This is a genomic window from Flavobacterium sp. M31R6 (genome assembly GCF_013284035.1).
Classification (GTDB): Bacteria; Bacteroidota; Bacteroidia; order Flavobacteriales; family Flavobacteriaceae; genus Flavobacterium.
In genome coordinates this window covers 2971025-2988484 of the sequence record NZ_CP054141.1, presented here as the reverse complement: position 1 = coordinate 2988484, position 17460 = coordinate 2971025, and the positions used below count along the sequence as shown (strand labels likewise).

14 protein-coding genes are annotated in these 17460 nt (G+C 33.2%); 10 read left to right on the top strand and 4 right to left on the bottom strand.

What is annotated here, in order from left to right:
• Window positions 1–61: 61 nt before the first annotated feature.
• Entirely contained in the window at window positions 62–556 is a 495-nt protein-coding gene (locus HQN62_RS12300; RefSeq protein WP_173504570.1) for a DUF2231 domain-containing protein, read from the top strand.
• Window positions 557–630: 74 nt separating this feature from the next.
• Here HQN62_RS12300 and HQN62_RS12295 read toward each other — a convergent pair whose 3' ends face one another.
• Window positions 631–2175, bottom strand: coding sequence for a hypothetical protein (locus tag HQN62_RS12295; RefSeq protein WP_173504569.1), 1545 nt, complete (start codon window positions 2173–2175; stop codon window positions 631–633).
• Window positions 2176–2329: 154 nt separating this feature from the next.
• On the opposite strand from HQN62_RS12295, the gene HQN62_RS12290 reads away from it, so the two are divergent.
• The 9 genes from HQN62_RS12290 to HQN62_RS12250 all read left to right on the top strand — a co-directional run bounded on the left by HQN62_RS12290 (window position 2330) and on the right by HQN62_RS12250 (window position 14292).
• Window positions 2330–3499: a 2-isopropylmalate synthase gene (locus HQN62_RS12290; protein ID WP_173504568.1), complete on the top strand. Its 1170-nt coding sequence runs from the start codon at window positions 2330–2332 to the stop codon at window positions 3497–3499.
• A 32-nt stretch (window positions 3500–3531) separates the two neighbouring features.
• Window positions 3532–4647, top strand: coding sequence for a 3-isopropylmalate dehydrogenase (gene leuB / locus HQN62_RS12285; RefSeq protein ID WP_173504567.1), 1116 nt, complete (start codon window positions 3532–3534; stop codon window positions 4645–4647).
• A gap of 277 nt (window positions 4648–4924) precedes the next feature.
• Window positions 4925–6598, top strand: coding sequence for a dihydroxy-acid dehydratase (gene ilvD / locus HQN62_RS12280; protein WP_173504566.1), 1674 nt, complete (start codon window positions 4925–4927; stop codon window positions 6596–6598).
• Between the two features lie 68 nt (window positions 6599–6666).
• Window positions 6667–8355 (top strand): biosynthetic-type acetolactate synthase large subunit, encoded by a 1689-nt coding sequence (gene ilvB, locus HQN62_RS12275; RefSeq protein WP_173504565.1) that lies wholly within the window; start codon window positions 6667–6669, stop codon window positions 8353–8355.
• 109 nt (window positions 8356–8464) lie between these two features.
• A complete protein-coding gene (gene ilvN / locus HQN62_RS12270) occupies window positions 8465–8986 on the top strand; it encodes an acetolactate synthase small subunit (RefSeq protein ID WP_077378789.1) in 522 nt (173 codons plus the stop codon).
• 85 nt (window positions 8987–9071) lie between these two features.
• Complete coding sequence (ilvC, locus tag HQN62_RS12265) at window positions 9072–10541, top strand: ketol-acid reductoisomerase (protein ID WP_173504564.1); 1470 nt, start codon at window positions 9072–9074, stop codon at window positions 10539–10541.
• Window positions 10542–10970: 429 nt separating this feature from the next.
• Window positions 10971–12881: an acetate--CoA ligase gene (gene acs / locus HQN62_RS12260; protein ID WP_116798077.1), complete on the top strand. Its 1911-nt coding sequence runs from the start codon at window positions 10971–10973 to the stop codon at window positions 12879–12881.
• 409 nt (window positions 12882–13290) lie between these two features.
• A complete protein-coding gene (locus tag HQN62_RS12255) occupies window positions 13291–13671 on the top strand; it encodes an ankyrin repeat domain-containing protein (RefSeq protein ID WP_116798078.1) in 381 nt (126 codons plus the stop codon).
• Window positions 13672–13752: 81 nt separating this feature from the next.
• Window positions 13753–14292 (top strand): hypothetical protein, encoded by a 540-nt coding sequence (locus HQN62_RS12250; protein WP_173504563.1) that lies wholly within the window; start codon window positions 13753–13755, stop codon window positions 14290–14292.
• A gap of 100 nt (window positions 14293–14392) precedes the next feature.
• Here the strand turns inward: HQN62_RS12250 and HQN62_RS12245 are convergent, their stop codons facing one another.
• The 3 genes from HQN62_RS12245 to HQN62_RS12235 are packed head-to-tail and all read right to left on the bottom strand — an operon-like array spanning window position 14393 to window position 17415.
• A complete protein-coding gene (locus tag HQN62_RS12245; protein WP_173504562.1) occupies window positions 14393–14989 on the bottom strand; it encodes a DUF2238 domain-containing protein in 597 nt (198 codons plus the stop codon).
• A gap of 25 nt (window positions 14990–15014) precedes the next feature.
• A complete protein-coding gene (gene cydB, locus HQN62_RS12240; protein ID WP_173504561.1) occupies window positions 15015–16052 on the bottom strand; it encodes a cytochrome d ubiquinol oxidase subunit II in 1038 nt (345 codons plus the stop codon).
• A 10-nt stretch (window positions 16053–16062) separates the two neighbouring features.
• Window positions 16063–17415 carry a cytochrome ubiquinol oxidase subunit I gene (locus HQN62_RS12235; protein WP_173504560.1) on the bottom strand — a complete coding sequence of 451 codons (1353 nt, stop codon included), beginning with the start codon at window positions 17413–17415 and terminating at the stop codon, window positions 16063–16065.
• Window positions 17416–17460: the final 45 nt, after the last annotated feature.

Genomic DNA, 17460 nt, shown 5'->3' with positions numbered 1-17460 from the left:
ATGTAGATAGCTACTACAATTTAACTAATGAAATTTATTAAAAACTTTAATTATTAATATTATGAACGATGCACATTTACACATGGTAGTAAACCATTTTCCAATTATTGGAACCATTTTTGGATTTGGTATTTTAATTGTTGGACTGATTTTGAAGAATAAAACATTGATAAATACTTCCTATGTATTGTTCATTGTCGCCGCTATTTTCGGAGCATTTAGTATGGGAACCGGGGAGGGAGCAGAGGAATTGGTTGAAGATATGCCGAATATAGGAAAACAGATTATTCACGAGCACGAAGAATTGGCTGAAAAATTAGCCATATTGCTTTATGTTTTGGCTGGATTGTCGCTTGCAGGTTTATATTTGAACTATAAAAATAATGCAAAATCAAAGCTACTTTCCTTTTTGATACTGGGTGTGGCAACTACCGGATTGTTTTTGGTGCAAAAAGTTGGAACTTCCGGTGGTGAAATTCGCCATACCGAAATTCGTGCAAACGCCAACACAATGGTTAATGGCGTTGTAAAGCAATCGGAAGAAAAGGAAGATTAATTTTTAAATTTAATTTAGATATAAAAAAAGCGATTCATTTTGAATCGCTTTTCTGTTTAAGAATGTATTGAAAATTAGCGATTAATTAACTTCGCTTTTTCTTTTATGATATCGCTTATTTTTCGATTTTCAATTTTACTTTCCAGCCAAGAAATAATATCAAGGTATAGGAAGGCTCTTTTTTCATAAGTGTTTTTTTCCAATTCAATAAAACGTTCTCTCATTTTGATGAACTCTTTTTTGATATCGCTTGGATACAAATTGCTTAAATTCTTTAGAAAACGAATAATCTCTTTTTGCACTTCGTGCAAATCATTCATTTTAAGTAAAAATTTATAGGTGTTTTTAAGCTGATTCTCCAAATAATAATCCCTGCCTAGTTCATAATGTGCAATCAAGCATAAAATCCTTGCAAAACACATCAAATCTTCCCTCATCGTGAGGTTTTTGTTGTTGATGATTTTCTCAAGATAGACGATACACTCTTGGTACTTTTCATTTCCGAAGTAAATACAGGCAATCTTGTAATAGAACATCATCTCATGGTGCTCATCCAAGTGTTCGCTGTGAACTTTCATTTTATTTAAAATAACAGGAACCAAATATTCGCTTTCATCAAAAGTGCCTTCGAGAATATGATAATTTAATTTGTTGTTATACAAATAAAGAAAGGACAGTGAAGCGATGTTATCGTTTACGGGAAAACGAGGGTCATTGATTGTTTCTTCCAGTAATTCTAAATATTTTTTGAAATTTGATTTGTATTTGAGCATGAATAAAGACTCCAATAAATAATGATTTCCTTTTAGGAAGAAAACAGGATTTAGAAAAATCATATTTTTATTGTCATAAAAAAGCGTTACCCATTTATAGGCATATTTATAACAAGAAAGAAAATCTTGCACCAAAAAGCTTCTCCATAGATTGGCATTGTAAAACCAATATTTCTCTCTAAACTCAAATTTAGATTGATCTAAGTGAGCGATATGTTTATTGAAATAATCATCGATGTATTTGTATTCCTCATCGCTTTTGACAAATCCGGTTTTTAGCATAATACCATACAATTGAAGCGACAAATTGGATAATTTGCTCGAAATAGTGTTGCGATAATTCAATTCTTTGGCCTGAATAACTAGTTCATCAGCTCGGCCTTGAATACTTCGCGTGATGTATTGTGATTCGATCAGTTTTTCAAACTCAACAATTTCAAAAGCCATGTATTTTTCATCATTTTCTATGGCTTGTTGTTTGGTTTTATCCAATATTTTTAGACTTTGCTTGTAAAGTCCTTTGTTATAGAGAATTGCAGCAAAATCAATTTGTTCTCTTAGTTGGTAACGAATGTTCTGACTTGGAATATTCAAGCGAATGCTCACTAATATTTGCTTGTACAAATATGATTTTAGGTTGGATAATTGTACTTTTTTAATCAAGCCATTCTTTAAGATCAGTTTTTCATCATACACTTCTGATTTATCCAAAATATTAAAAAGTTCGATGAACTTGGTATTGGAACTTGTTTCAAGCCGACTTGCAAATATCTTAAATTGTCTTTTTTCAGATTTGGAAAGGGATTTTATTAATACAAATAAAAAATCTTTTTGATGGTTAGCCATTGTATTATAAAAGTATTTAACTTATTGATTAGCAGGTTATTGAGATGTTATTTTTTACTTTATAAGTAGTATATTTATTCAAAAACAGGTTTAGTTCTATATAAATGAAAACTATTTTTGTTTTAAGATGTGAAATTACATTAAATAAATTAAAATGAATAGAGAGAAAGTCCAAATTTTTGATACCACTTTAAGAGACGGAGAACAAGTCCCAGGATGTAAATTAGACACCAACCAAAAACTCGTTATAGCTAACCGCCTTGATGAAATGGGGGTAGATATAATTGAAGCTGGTTTTCCTGTTTCTAGTCCAGGTGATTTTTTATCTGTTTCTGAAATATGTAAAATTGTTAAAAATGCAACTGTTTGTGGTCTTACGAGAGCTGTAGAAAATGACATTGATGTTGCTGCAGCGGCATTGAAACATGCAGTTAGACCTAGAATACATACAGGAATCGGAACTTCTGATTCTCATATCATCCACAAATTGCAGACAACTCGTGAGGATGTGATAACAAGAGCAAAACGTGCAGTTGCGCATGCTAAATCTTATGTTGAAGATGTTGAATTTTATGCTGAAGATGCCGGTAGAACTGAAAATGCATTCTTGGCAAGAGTTTGTGAAGAAGTAATCAAATCGGGTGCTACAGTTCTTAATATACCGGATACAACTGGATATTGTTTGCCAGAAGAATACGGTGCAAAAATAAAATACCTAAGAGAAAATGTAAAAGGTATTGAGAATGTTATCCTTTCCTGTCATTGCCACAATGATTTAGGAATGGCAACTGCCAACTCAATCGCAGGAGCTGTAAATGGAGCTCGTCAAATAGAATGTACAATTAACGGAATAGGGGAGAGAGCAGGAAATACAGCACTTGAGGAAGTGGTTATGATTTTCAAACAACATCCATACTTAAACTTATATACTGATATTGACAGCAAACAATTGAACGAAATGAGTCGATTGGTTTCTGAAAGCATGGGAATGATTGTACAGCCAAACAAAGCTATTGTTGGTGCCAATGCTTTTGCACACAGCTCAGGAATTCACCAAGATGGAGTAATTAAAAACAGAGCAACTTACGAAATTATGGATCCTTTGGATGTTGGTGTCAATGAGTCGTCAATTATTCTAACAGCAAGAAGTGGTAGAGCGGCTTTGGCTTACAGAGCCAAAAAAGTAGGTTACGAACTTACCAAAGTGCAATTGGATATCGTTTATGTTGAGTTTTTAAAATTCGCCGATATCAAAAAAGAAGTTTTGGATGAAGATATTCATCAAATTATTGAAGCAAGTAAAATATACGTCAATAACTATTAATAGAAAAAATCACTTCTAAAAAATAAATAATTATGAACTTAAAAATAGCTGTACTTGCAGGAGATGGAATTGGACCAGAGGTTATTTTGCAAGCTAAAAAAGCATTGTACGCTATTAGTGTTGCCTATAATCATGAGTTTATTTTTGAGGATGCATTAATAGGCGCAACTGCCATCGAAAAAACAAGAAATCCATTACCGGAACAAACGCTGAATCTTTGCTTGAATACAGATGCAGTATTGTTTGGAGCTATTGGAAATCCAAAATATGATAATAATCCGGAATCAAAAGTTCGTCCAGAACAAGGTTTGTTAAAGCTTAGAAAAGAGTTAGGACTTTATGCTAATATTAGACCGATTAAGCCTTTTAAAAATCTATTGGATGCATCTCCTATAAAAAAAGAGGTTATCGAAAATGTAGATTTTGTAATTTTTAGAGAATTGACCGGAGGTTCTTATTATGGTGAGAAAGTAATTAATGAAGAAGGAACTTTCGCATCAGATATTTGTGAATATTCTGAAAATGAAATTAATCGTATTACACATCAAGCATTCAAAGCAGCGCAAGAAAGAAGAAAAAAAGTAACATTAGTGGATAAAGCTAATGTATTGGAGACTTCTAGATTGTGGAGAAAAATTGTTAAAAATATTGCACTTCAATATCCAGATGTAACATTAGTATGTCAATACATTGATAATGTCGCTATGCAAATAATTACGGATCCTAAACAATATGACGTAATCTTAACTGAAAATCTATTTGGTGATATTCTGTCGGATGAAGCTTGTGCTATTATGGGATCTATAGGTTTGATGGCATCGGCATCTGTTGGTAATAATAAAGCCCTTTTTGAACCTATTCACGGTTCTTATCCACAAGCGAAAGGAAAAAATATAGCTAATCCAATTGCTTCTATTTTATCTGCAGCCATGTTGTTAGAACACTTTGGATTAGAAAAAGAAGCAAAAAAAGTATATGAAGCTGTAGAGAAAGCTATTGAATATAAGGTGGTTACCATTGATTTGAACCCCGGTTCAAGATTTGGAACTAATGATGTTGGAGATTTTATTTCGAATGTCATATTAAGTAAAGATGATTTGTATTTCAAAAACGATAATGTTCAAATTGGGCAATCAACTATCGTTTAGTTAATAAATATCATAAAATATTGAATTATATCACTAAAAACTCTTAGTTTGTTGATAAAATGTTTTTTTATTGGATTTGTTTTTTATACTTTTGCAGGGTTAAAAATTTAAGAAAATGAAACGCATTACCAACGTCCTTTTAGTTCTAAGTGTCATTGTGATTATCACATATGAAAAGGGATTGGTATAAATATAAGTGAAAACATATTTAAAACCTCCCATAATTTTGGGAGGTTTTTTTTTAGATAAAATTTAAAATACACAAATTAATAATAGAATGGAATTAAATAAATACAGCAAAACAATCACGCAAGACGAAACACAACCAGCTTCTCAAGCTATGTTCTACGGAATTGGCTTAACTGAAGAGGATCTTAAAAAAGCGCAAGTAGGAATTGTGAGTATGGGTTACGACGGAAATCCTTGTAACATGCACTTAAATGACTTGGCTAAAGATATTAAGACTGGCGTCTGGAAAGAAGATTTAGTTGGATTGATTTTTAATACTATTGGTGTAAGTGATGGTATATCTAATGGTAATGATGGAATGCGTTTTTCATTGGTTTCTCGTGATGTAATTGCTGATTCTATCGAAACAGTTATGGGTGCCCAGTGGTATGACGGTTTAATTGCTGTTCCAGGTTGTGATAAAAATATGCCGGGAGCTTTAATGGCTATGGGTAGAGTAAATCGCCCTTCTATTATGGTTTATGGAGGATCTATTCACCCAGGAAAATGGAAAGGTGAAGATTTGAATATTGTTTCTGCTTTTGAAGCTTTAGGTAAAAAAATTAAGAACACTATTACACCAGAAGATTTTAAAGGAGTAATTCAAAATGCTTGTCCAGGTGCAGGTGCATGTGGTGGAATGTATACTGCTAACACAATGTCATCTGCTATTGAAGCATTAGGGATGAGTTTGCCTTACAGTTCTTCTAATCCAGCTTTGAGTCCGGAAAAGAAACAAGAATGTGTTGATGCTGGTAAAGCAATCAGAATATTATTAGAAAAAGATATTAAACCTAGAGACATCATGACTCGTAAAGCATTTGAAAATGCAATTACGATGGTAGCTGTTTTAGGAGGTTCTACAAATGCAGTAATGCACTTAATTGCAATGGCACATGCTGTAGGTATTGAATTGACGTTGAAAGATTTCCAAGATATCAGTGATAAAACACCATTATTGGCCGATTTGAAACCAAGCGGTAAATATTTAATGGAAGATTTGCATAATGTAGGTGGTGTTCCAGCAGTAATGAAATATTTATTGAAAGAAGGTCTGTTACACGGTGATTGTTTGACAGTAACAGGAAAAACAATTGCAGAGAATTTAGCTTCAGTTCCTGATTTACATGATGGTCAAGAAGTAATTCATGAAATCCAAAAAGCATTAAAAGCGACTGGTAATATTCAGATTTTGTACGGAAACTTAGCAACAGAAGGTTGTGTTGCTAAAATCAGCGGTAAAGAAGGAGAGTTTTTTGAAGGAACTGCAGTAGTTTTTGAAGGTGAAAAAGATGTAATTAGAGGAATACAAGCAGGTGAAGTGAAGCCAGGTAATGTGGTCATTATTCGTTACTGTGGTCCAAAAGGAGGTCCTGGTATGTCTGAAATGCTAAAACCAACATCTGCAATTATGGGAGCTGGTTTAGGAAATTCGGTTGCTTTGATTACTGACGGACGTTTCTCTGGAGGTTCTCACGGATTTGTCGTCGGACACGTCACTCCAGAAGCGTATGAAGGTGGTGGAATTGCATTGATAGAAAATGGTGACGTTATTATAATTGATGCGGTAAATAATACCATTAATATGAAAATTTCTGACGAAGAAATGGCTAAACGTAAAGCCAATTGGAAACGACCAGAATCACCAATCAAACAAGGAGTTTTGCTTAAATATATGCGTTCGGTCTCCAGTGCCTCTGAGGGATGTGTTACCGACAAATAATTTAATAAAAACTAACAAGCCTCTAAGTCTAAAATTATAAAGATTTATAGGTAAAAAATATAAATAAAATGAAAATATCAGGAGCAGAAGCCGTTATAAGATGCTTATTAGCCGAAGGAGTTGACCTAGTTTATGGTTATCCTGGAGGAGCGATAATGCCTGTATATGACGAATTATATAAATTTCAAGATCAATTGCATCACGTTTTGGTGCGTCATGAACAAGGTGCAACGCATGCTGCACAAGGATTTGCAAGAGCTACAGGAAAAGTTGGAGTTGCAATTGCTACTTCTGGACCCGGAGCAACTAATTTAGTTACTGGAATAGCAGATGCTCAAATAGATTCTACTCCAATGGTATGTATCACGGGTCAAGTAGGTAAACATTTATTGGGATCGGATGCTTTTCAAGAAACAGACATTATAGGAATATCTACACCAGTTACCAAATGGAATTATCAAATTACCGAAGCGCATGAAATTCCAGAAATTATTGCAAAAGCTTTTTTTATTGCAAGATCAGGACGTCCAGGACCAGTATTGATAGACATTACAAAAAATGCTCAATTTGACGAATTGGATTTTAGTTATGAAAAATGTACTAGCATTAGAAGCTATACACCAAGACCTACTTTAAATCTTGAAAAAGTTAAAGAAGCTGCGGATTTAATAAACAATGCCAAAAAACCATATATCATTTTTGGTCAAGGAATTATTTTAGGTGAAGCTGAAGAACAATTAAAAGCATTGATTGAAAAAACAGGTATTCCAGCAGCTTGGACAATTTTAGGTCTTTCTGCTTTGCCAACAGACCATCCTTTGAATGTAGGGATGTTAGGTATGCATGGAAATTACGGTCCAAATATCTTAACTAATGAATGCGATGTATTAATCGCATTGGGAATGCGTTTTGATGACCGCGTGACAGGAAATCTGGCTACTTATGCCAAACAAGCCAAAGTAATTCACTTTGAAATTGATCCTGCTGAAGTAGATAAAAATGTAAAAACAACAGTAGCTGTATTAGCAGATGTGAAAGAAGCATTGAACGCTTTGATTCCTCTTGTTGAAAGTAAATCTCATGATGCTTGGCATAACGAGTTCAAGGAAAAGTATAAAATAGAACTGGAATCAGTTATCAATGAAGAATTGGCACCTTCAAATAATCGTGGCATTTCTATGGGAGAAACTATAGAAATGATTAATAAACACTCTAATGGTGATGCCATTATGGTTTCGGATGTGGGGCAACACCAAATGTTTACTTGTCGTTATTCTAAATTCAATAAATCTAAAAGTAATATTACCTCAGGAGGTTTAGGAACGATGGGATTTGCTTTACCAGCAGCTATTGGTGCAAAAATGGGAATGCCGGATCGAGAAGTGGTCGCAATTATTGGTGATGGCGGTTTTCAAATGACAATTCAAGAGTTGGGTACTATTTTTCAAACTAAGGTTCCTGTTAAAATTGTGGTATTGAACAATGAGTTTTTAGGAATGGTACGTCAATGGCAAGAACTGTTTTTTGATAATAGATATGCATCTACCAAAATGATAAACCCAAATTTTATTGCAATTGCTGAGGGGTATTATATCAAATCCAAAAAAGTAACCAAACGAGAAGATTTGGACGCTGCAGTAGCTGAAATGATGGCTTCTAAAGAATCTTATTTCTTGGAAGTAATGGTTGAGAAAGAAAATAACGTATTTCCGATGATCCCAACAGGAGCTTCAGTTTCTGACATAAGGTTGAATTAAAATAGTTTAAAGTTTAAGGTTTAAAGTTGTTTAATAAATGCAACAGAAGTAATTCAATAGCGATTATCAACTTTAAACTTTAAACAAAAAAAACTTTAAACAAAAAAAAATGGAAAATAAAATGTTCACCATTTCTGTTTATTCAGAAAATAATGTTGGCTTGCTAAATAGAATATCGGGTATATTCTTGAAACGCCACATCAACATATTGAGTCTAAATGTTTCCGAATCTGAAATTGAGAATGTTTCGAGATTTGTAATTGTTGTAAATACAACAGAAAAATGGGTGCAAAACATTGTAGGCCAAATAGAAAAACAAATTGAAGTTATTAAGGCATTTTATCATATCGATGAAGAAACTATCTTTTTGGAAAGTGCAATTTTCAAAATAGAATCCAGTTTGCTTTTTGACGAAAGACAAATTCAGAACATCATAAAAGACAGTAAATCTGAAATTGTTACGGTATCAAGAGATTTTTTTGTGATTTCAAAATCGGGTAAACGATCAGAAATTGAGGAATTATACGCAAAACTAAAACCTTTTGGAATTATGCAATTTGTTCGTTCGGGAAGAATATCAATTTCGAAAGAAAAAATGGAAATATCAACATTATTAGAAGCATTAAAATAAACTAAATCTGTAGCAGACATAAAGAATTTTTACAGATTACAATTTTCAATTATTAAATTTTACATTCATTAAATATTAAAAAAAAATGGCAAATTATTTCAATTCATTACCACTTAGATTACAATTACAACAATTAGGAGTTTGCGAATTCATGGATCAATCAGAATTTGAAAATGGCATAGAGGCATTAGCAGGAAAAAAAGTAGTCATTGTCGGTTGTGGAGCCCAAGGTTTGAACCAAGGTTTAAACATGAGAGATTCGGGCTTAGATATTTCTTATGCATTGCGTGCTGACGCTATCGCTGAAAAAAGAGCTTCTTTTAAAAATGCTACTGATAATGGTTTCAAAGTGGGTACTTATGAAGAATTAATTCCAACGGCTGATCTAGTGTGTAACCTTACACCAGATAAACAACACACAGCTGTAGTTACAGCAATCATGCCATTGATGAAACAAGGAGCTACTTTGGCTTATTCTCATGGGTTTAATATCGTTGAAGAAGGAATGCAAATCCGTAAAGATTTAACTGTTATTATGTGTGCTCCTAAATGTCCAGGATCTGAAGTTCGTGAAGAATATAAAAGAGGTTTTGGTGTGCCAACTCTTATTGCAGTTCACCCAGAAAATGATCCAAATGGAGAAGGATTAGAGCAAGCTAAAGCTTATGCTGTAGCAACTGGTGGTCATAGAGCTGGGGTTTTGAGATCTTCTTTCGTTGCAGAGGTAAAATCAGATCTAATGGGTGAGCAAACTATCCTTTGTGGATTATTGCAAACTGGATCTATTTTATGTTTTGATAAAATGGTTGAAAAAGGAATCGAGCCAGGATATGCTTCAAAATTAATCCAATACGGATGGGAGACTATCACCGAAGCGTTGAAACATGGAGGAATCACTAATATGATGGATCGTCTTTCTAATCCTGCAAAAATAGAAGCTTATGAATTAGCAGATGAATTAAAAGATATCATGCGTCCATTATTTCAAAAACACCAAGATGATATTATGTCTGGAGAGTTTTCTAGAAACATGATGATTGACTGGGCAAATGATGATGTTAACTTATTGACTTGGAGAGCTGCTACTGGAGAGACTAATTTTGAGAAAACAGCGCCAACAACTGCCGAAATTTCTGAGCAGGAATATTTTGATAATGGTGTATTGATGATTGCAATGGTAAAAGCGGGTGTTGAATTGGCTTTTGAAACTATGACGGAAGCTGGTATTATTGAAGAATCGGCATACTATGAATCTTTACATGAATTGCCATTGATTGCAAATACGGTTGCAAGAAAAAAATTATTTGAAATGAATCGTGTTATTTCGGATACAGCAGAATATGGTTGTTATTTATTTGATCACGCTTGTAAACCATTATTGACTGAATTCATGAAAACAGTTGAAACCAATATTATTGGAAAACCTTTTTCTACTACTAATGGTGTAGATAATGCTGTTCTTATTGCGGTTAATAAAAGCATTCGTCAACATCCAATTGAAGAAGTTGGAGCTTGGTTGAGAGAATCTATGACTGCAATGAAAAAAATTGGATAAATAAAATAAAAATTAGGATTACCACACATGAGGGTGTGCTGGGATTTGCATAATATCAAATAGGTTTAAATATTTTGAATTAGTAAGCACTTATTGGACAATTGATGATATTTTATGCTTTTACATTCACTTAACTTCATACGAGCTGTAAGTTAAGTGAAGTAATCCCTAGTTTATTATTTTGTAAAAAGATTCTTTTGATTTAAAAGAAAGAATATAATTGTTGTTAAATATTGTTAATAAAAGGGCATTTTAGTTTTCTATTATGTCCTTTTCTTGCTTTAAATACGCAGATAAAACTAAAATGTTATTAAAAATTCATAAAATTTTGAAGAAGTGCCGTTTTTTATTATTTTTTTAAAACATTTTACAAATTAATAGTTTTGAAAACCGAACAGATTTAATACTTTTATACAAAAATTAAAAAAGATGAGTTATTTTAAAATTGACAGTTTAGAACAGTACTTTAAACATTATAATAAATCAATACGTGAACCTAGAAAATTCTGGGGAAAAATTGCCGAAGAAAACTTCACATGGTATCAATACTGGGACAAAGTTGTCGATTTTAATATGGCGGATGCCGAAGTAAAATGGTTTGTTGATGCAAAAGTTAATATTACAAAGAACTGTATCGATAGACACTTGGCAAAAAAAGGTGAAAAAACAGCTATTATTTTTGAACCTAACGACCCTTCTGAAGAAGCATTACACATAAGTTATAACGAATTATACGAACGAGTTTCAAAAATGGCCAATGTTTTAAGAGAACAAGGTATTAGCAAAGGAGACCGTGTTTGTATTTATTTACCAATGATACCTGAATTGGCAGTTTCAGTTTTGGCTTGTGCCAGAATTGGAGCGATACATTCTGTTATTTTTGCTGGTTTTTCAGCGTCTGCTGTGGCTTCAAGAATAAATGACAGTGAATGTAAAATGGTTATTACTTCTGATGGTGGATATCGTGGAAATAAAACCATTGATTTGAAAGGAATAATTGATGATGCTTTAGTAAATTGTCCAACTGTTACTTCAGTTTTGGTAGCCAAAAGAACCAATGCCGAAATCAAAATGAAAGCAGGTCGTGACCAATGGTTGGCACCGTTACTTGACAAAGCAATAAATAATAGTGTTGCCGAAATTATGGATGCCGAAGATCCTTTATTCATATTATATACTTCGGGATCTACAGGGAAACCAAAAGGAATGGTGCATACTACGGCTGGTTATATGGTTTATACAGCCTATACATTTAAGAATGTATTCAACTACGAAGAGAATGATATTTTTTGGTGTACTGCTGATATAGGTTGGATTACTGGTCACTCTTATATATTATATGGACCATTATTGAATGGAGCTACTACTGTAATTTTTGAAGGAATTCCTTCTTATCCTGATTTTAGTCGTTTTTGGGAAACAATCGAGAAGCATAAGGTTACTCAATTCTATACTGCACCAACAGCCATTCGTGCTTTGGCGAAAGAGAACTTATCTTATGTTCAAAAATTTCCTTTAAAATCACTGAAAGTTATTGGTTCTGTAGGAGAACCTATTAATGAGGAAGCTTGGCACTGGTTTAATGATCACGTAGGAGGGAAGCGTTGCCCTGTTGTAGATACTTGGTGGCAAACTGAAACTGGTGGTATTATGATTGCACCATTGGCATTTACTACACCAACAAAACCAACATATGCTACATTGCCTTTGCCTGGTATTCAGCCAGTTTTAATGGATGAGAAGCGCAATGAAATTGAAGGAAATCAAGTGGATGGTAGTTTGTGTATCAAATTTCCATGGCCAGGTATTGCAAGAACTATTTGGGGAGATCATCAAAGATATAAAGACACTTATTTCTCTACTTTTCCAGGTAAATATTTTACTGGAGATGGTGCTTTACGTGATGAAGTAGGTTATTACAGAATCACAGGACGTGTGGATGATGTAGTGATTGTTTCTGGACATAATTTAGGAACAGCACCTATTGAAGATGCTATTAATGAACACCCAGCTGTTGCTGAGTCTGCAATTGTTGGCTTCCCACATGATATTAAAGGAAATGCATTGTATGGTTATGTAATATTGAAAGAATCTGGAGAGTATAGAGATAGAGACAATTTGATTAAAGAGATTAATCAACATGTGTCTGATCACATTGGACCAATTGCTAAGCTTGACAAAATTCAATTTGTAAACGGTTTACCAAAAACTAGATCAGGAAAAATTATGCGACGTATTTTGCGTAAAATTGCCGAAGGCGATTATTCTAATTTTGGTGATATAACAACATTACTAAATCCTGAAATCGTAGATGAAATTGTACAAGGGAAAATAGTGTAAAGCTATTTATTTTTTAATATCTATAGAAACTGCTTCAAAATTTGAAGCAGTTTTTTTTATTAATTAATTTCTAATATAATGGTTCATGTAATCTAATGCAAAAAAAAAGTATCAAAAACTAAGATGTTTTGTGCCAATGTTAAATTTTTATTAATTGCAGTAACATTATAAAAAAAATAAAGTCTATTGAATATCAAGTTATTATAAAACAGGTTATTATGGTACTTCATTTAAATAGTACAGCATTTATTTTTCCAATAAAAACACCGCATAAGTTAATAAAAAGTTAAAATTAAGTACTATGTGATACACAATACCTTTTTTAAGACATATATTTGTATAGGATATTATTATATGAATCAAGTTTAATAAGCCAAAAATCAATCATCAATCAAAAAAATCAATTATTATGAAAAAATCAATCGTTTATTTAGGAGTAGCTTTAGTAGCTTTTGCAAATGTTTCTTTAGCATCAAATGGAAATTCATTTTCTGAAATCAAAAACAAAATCGAATTTAGCGGAACAATGACGCCTTTAAGCGTGGCTATTAGAAAAGGGGATTTCGAGACTGTGAAAAAATTTATTGAATACGGTGCAGATGTAAACGAAAATTCTGACGGCTTAAGTCCATTAATGATTGCAGCTCGTTACAACAAAACCGAAATAATTAAATTTTTACTTTCAAAAGGAGCTCGTCTTAACGAAAAAGATGAAAATGGATTTACTGCTTTGAAATATGCTGAATTATCAAATGCAAATGAAGCTATTCAAATTTTGAAACAAAATTAAAAAAAAATTAATGGGACATTATCAAATGTGATGTCCCATTAAAAAAAAACAATCAAATCAATCAAATCAATCAAATCAATCATGAAAAATTCACTTTTAATTTTAGGAATAACATTAGTGTCATTAACTAATGTTTGTAATGCAACAAATACCGTTGACAGACCAGTTAATTCATTTAAAGAAGACGTTTTGGCAAAAGAAAATGAAGGGATAGTATCAACTGAGAGAGTAAAAATAACCAAACCTTCATTAAGCGGAGATGCAGAAGTGTTTAACCCAGAAACGGTTATTGCTTTTAATCGCAAAACAGTGAAAGAAGCTATAGCTGAAGGGGACAATATCATTGAGAATACAAATTCAGATGATTTGGCGTTTATAGCCTATGAAGAATCAATGAAAGAAATAATCGCTCAATCTGATTTAATTATTGAGAATACTGTTTCAAATGAAACTTGCCCTCTTTATGGCGAAAGAACATTAGAAGATGAAATTACCGAACTTGAAATGATCATTGAAAGTACTGAAAGCAATGAAGCAAGACCATTGAATTTCAAGGAAATAAATAACAATTCTTTGCTGATTAACACATTTAATTCTAAAAAAATTATTGGAATGAATTAACAGAAGACTTGGTGAAACAGGCAAAAGCTTATTTAGGGATATAAAAAAGCACCATTATGAAGAGCATAATGATGCTTTTTTTTATGAACTATAATTAAAATTACATTTTTATAAGTTGCTTGTCTTGTACTTTTGAAAATAATGTTAAAGCAGCTATAGCTCCAATAGTTGCAAACAACATATCCGATTGTGTATCCCAAACATATCCTTGTGTTCCTAAAAAAGCATCTCCACCATCTCCGGTAGCGATAGAAACAAACCATTCAATCCATTCGTAGGCTGCACTAATTGCCAAACAAATGGAAACTATAATAAAATTGAAAAAGCTTTGGTTTGCAATTACTTTTTTTCGGATAAATAATTCTCGAATAATCATTGCAGGAACAAAACCTTGTGCAAAATGACCAACCTTATCATAATTATTCCGGCTTTGATGAAAGATCTCTTTGATATAATCAAAAAATGGAACTTCGGCATAGGTGTAATGTCCTCCTATGAAGAGAATAATACAATGAATTAGAATCAAAGTATAAGTGAAATCGGTAAATCGAAATTTTTTAAATGTCAATGCTAATATCAAAAGCCCAATTAATGCGGGAATAATTTCTAGGAAACAAGTAAAGCCTTCTTTCGGATTTATAATTGACCAAAGGAAAGTTGCACTAAATAGAATTAGTAATATGTAAATGTATTTCATTTTTTGATTTTAAAAATAGGTTAAATTAGTAGCTGGTATCATCAAGTTTTACTTTTCCATTGAATGTTCTGTACAAAAAGAAAAAATAAGCGGCTAATAATGGTGCACCAATGGCAACAATAGTTAACATGATTCCTAATGATTTTTGAGAAGAAGCTGCATTGTAAATTGTCACACTAAATTTTGGGTCAATTGTAGAGATTAGTAGGGTGGGATATAATTGCAAAGCAACAAGAATCAACAAAAAGGCCATTGTTAATGACGAAAATATCAATGCCAGCATGTATTGTTTTTTTGAAACTAATCTAGGAACATTGGCTACAGCCAAAAAAGAGATGACAGGAACAACAAAATAAACGGGATTAGCCCTGAAATTGGCAGTAACTTCAGGAATAAAAACTAAAGTATAAAGCGTTGTAATTCCGAAGCTGATGATGAAAAATATCATTCCTTTTTTTAGCAAGAATGTCAGCCTAGCATGTAATCGCCCTTCTGTTTTCAATAAAAGATAGATAGCGCCCTGTGTCATGAAAATAGAAAGAGTAGTTAATCCAACCATTATAGCGTATGGATTTAAAAAAGAAAAAAACACACCGCCTTGGTAACTAAAATTTGGGCCTAAAGCGAAACCTTGCAAAATATTACCTAAAACAACTCCCAGTAAAAAAGCAATCAGAATACTTGAAACACTGTAGATGATATCCCAACTGTTTCTCCACCACTTCATTTCTTCGACACTTCTAAATTTAATGGCTGCAGCCCGAAGTACATTTAGCATTAAAAAAAGCATAAACGGAACATACATCGCCGATAGCATGGTGGCATACATTATTGGAAATCCAGCAAATAATGCTCCACCACCAATAATTAGCCAAACCTGATTGGCATCCCAAACGGGAGCAATTGCGTTTATTGCGATTCTTCGGCTTAAATCTTTTCTAAAAAATAAATGCCAGGCCCCTGCTCCAAAATCAAAACCTTCTAATATCGCATAACCTGAAAATAATAATCCGATTACTAAATACCATAAAGTAGGATAATCAATTCCTAAAAAAGTTTCCATACTATAAAGATTAAAAGGATTTGAAGGTTACTGGTGTTTTTGACTCATCATAAGGACCGTGTTTGATTTTTTTGTTGACCGTGTACAAAAATAAAGCTAACAACAGGGAATAGACAACTGTGAACATAACTAATGAAAATACAATTTGATTGGCGGCAACCTCTTGGGAAAATGCATCACTGGTACGTAATTGTCCATATACTACCCAAGGTTGTCTTCCCATTTCGGCTGTAAACCAACCCACTTGATTGGCAATTTGTGGTAAAATGACAGCAAATGAGAAAATCCATAAAAGCCATTTTGTTTCAAATAATCTTCCTCGCCACCATAAAAAACTGGCGTATAATGAAAGCCCGATTAATGCCATTCCTATCGCAACCATAATGTGATAAAATTGAAAAACGGCATTTATCTGACTAGGTCCGTCTTCAACCGGAAAATTATTTAATCCTTTTATGGGTGCATTAAAATCCTGATGAACCAAGAATGATAATCCCCCTGGAATTCCAATTCCGGTTACTTTTTGGTTTTCTTTATCTACCCAACCCAAAAGATATAAATCGGCAGGTTTGTCTTTTTCAAAATGCCCTTCCATTGTAGCCAGTTTTGCAGGTTGATTAACAGCAACTCCGTCAGCCGTGCTGTGACCAGAAATCAATTGTGAAAGTGAAAAAATGGTTGCAACTACCAGAGCAATTTTGAACGCTTTTTTAGATATTTCTACATATCGGCCTTTTCTGATGTAATAAGCATGTACACTTAAAACTAAAAAAGCTCCTGCTAAAATAGCGCCTTGCCAAGTGTGTATTATTCTGTCAACACTCGAGGGATTGAAAACCATTGCCCAGAAATCGGTTACTTCGGCACGTGCGTGTAATCCCGTTCCAACAATATGATAGCCTGCTGGAGTTTGCTGCCATGAATTTGCAACTACGATCCAAACGGCAGAGAACATAGAACCTAAAAACACTCCTAAAGTAGATACAAAATGTACCCAAGGTTTTACACGATTCCATCCAAAAAGCAATATTCCAAGAAAAGTGCTCTCTAAGCCAAAGGCAAATAACCCTTCGGCTGCTAGTGCACTTCCAAAAATATCACCGACATAACGTGAATACACAGCCCAATTGGTTCCAAATTCAAACTCCATAATGATTCCGGTAGCAACACCGATTCCAAAGGTCAATGCAAATATTTTGATCCAAAAACGGGTCAGAATTTCGTAATCTTTATTTCCTGTTTTAAGGTAAAGCCCTTCCATAATTACCATTATCAATCCAATACCAATACTTAATGGGGGATAGATATAATGAAAGGCAATTGTGAAGGCAAATTGTATTCGGGCTAGTATTTCAACATCCATGATAAGAATATTTTATTTAAAAGTATGTGTAAATTTACGATAGAA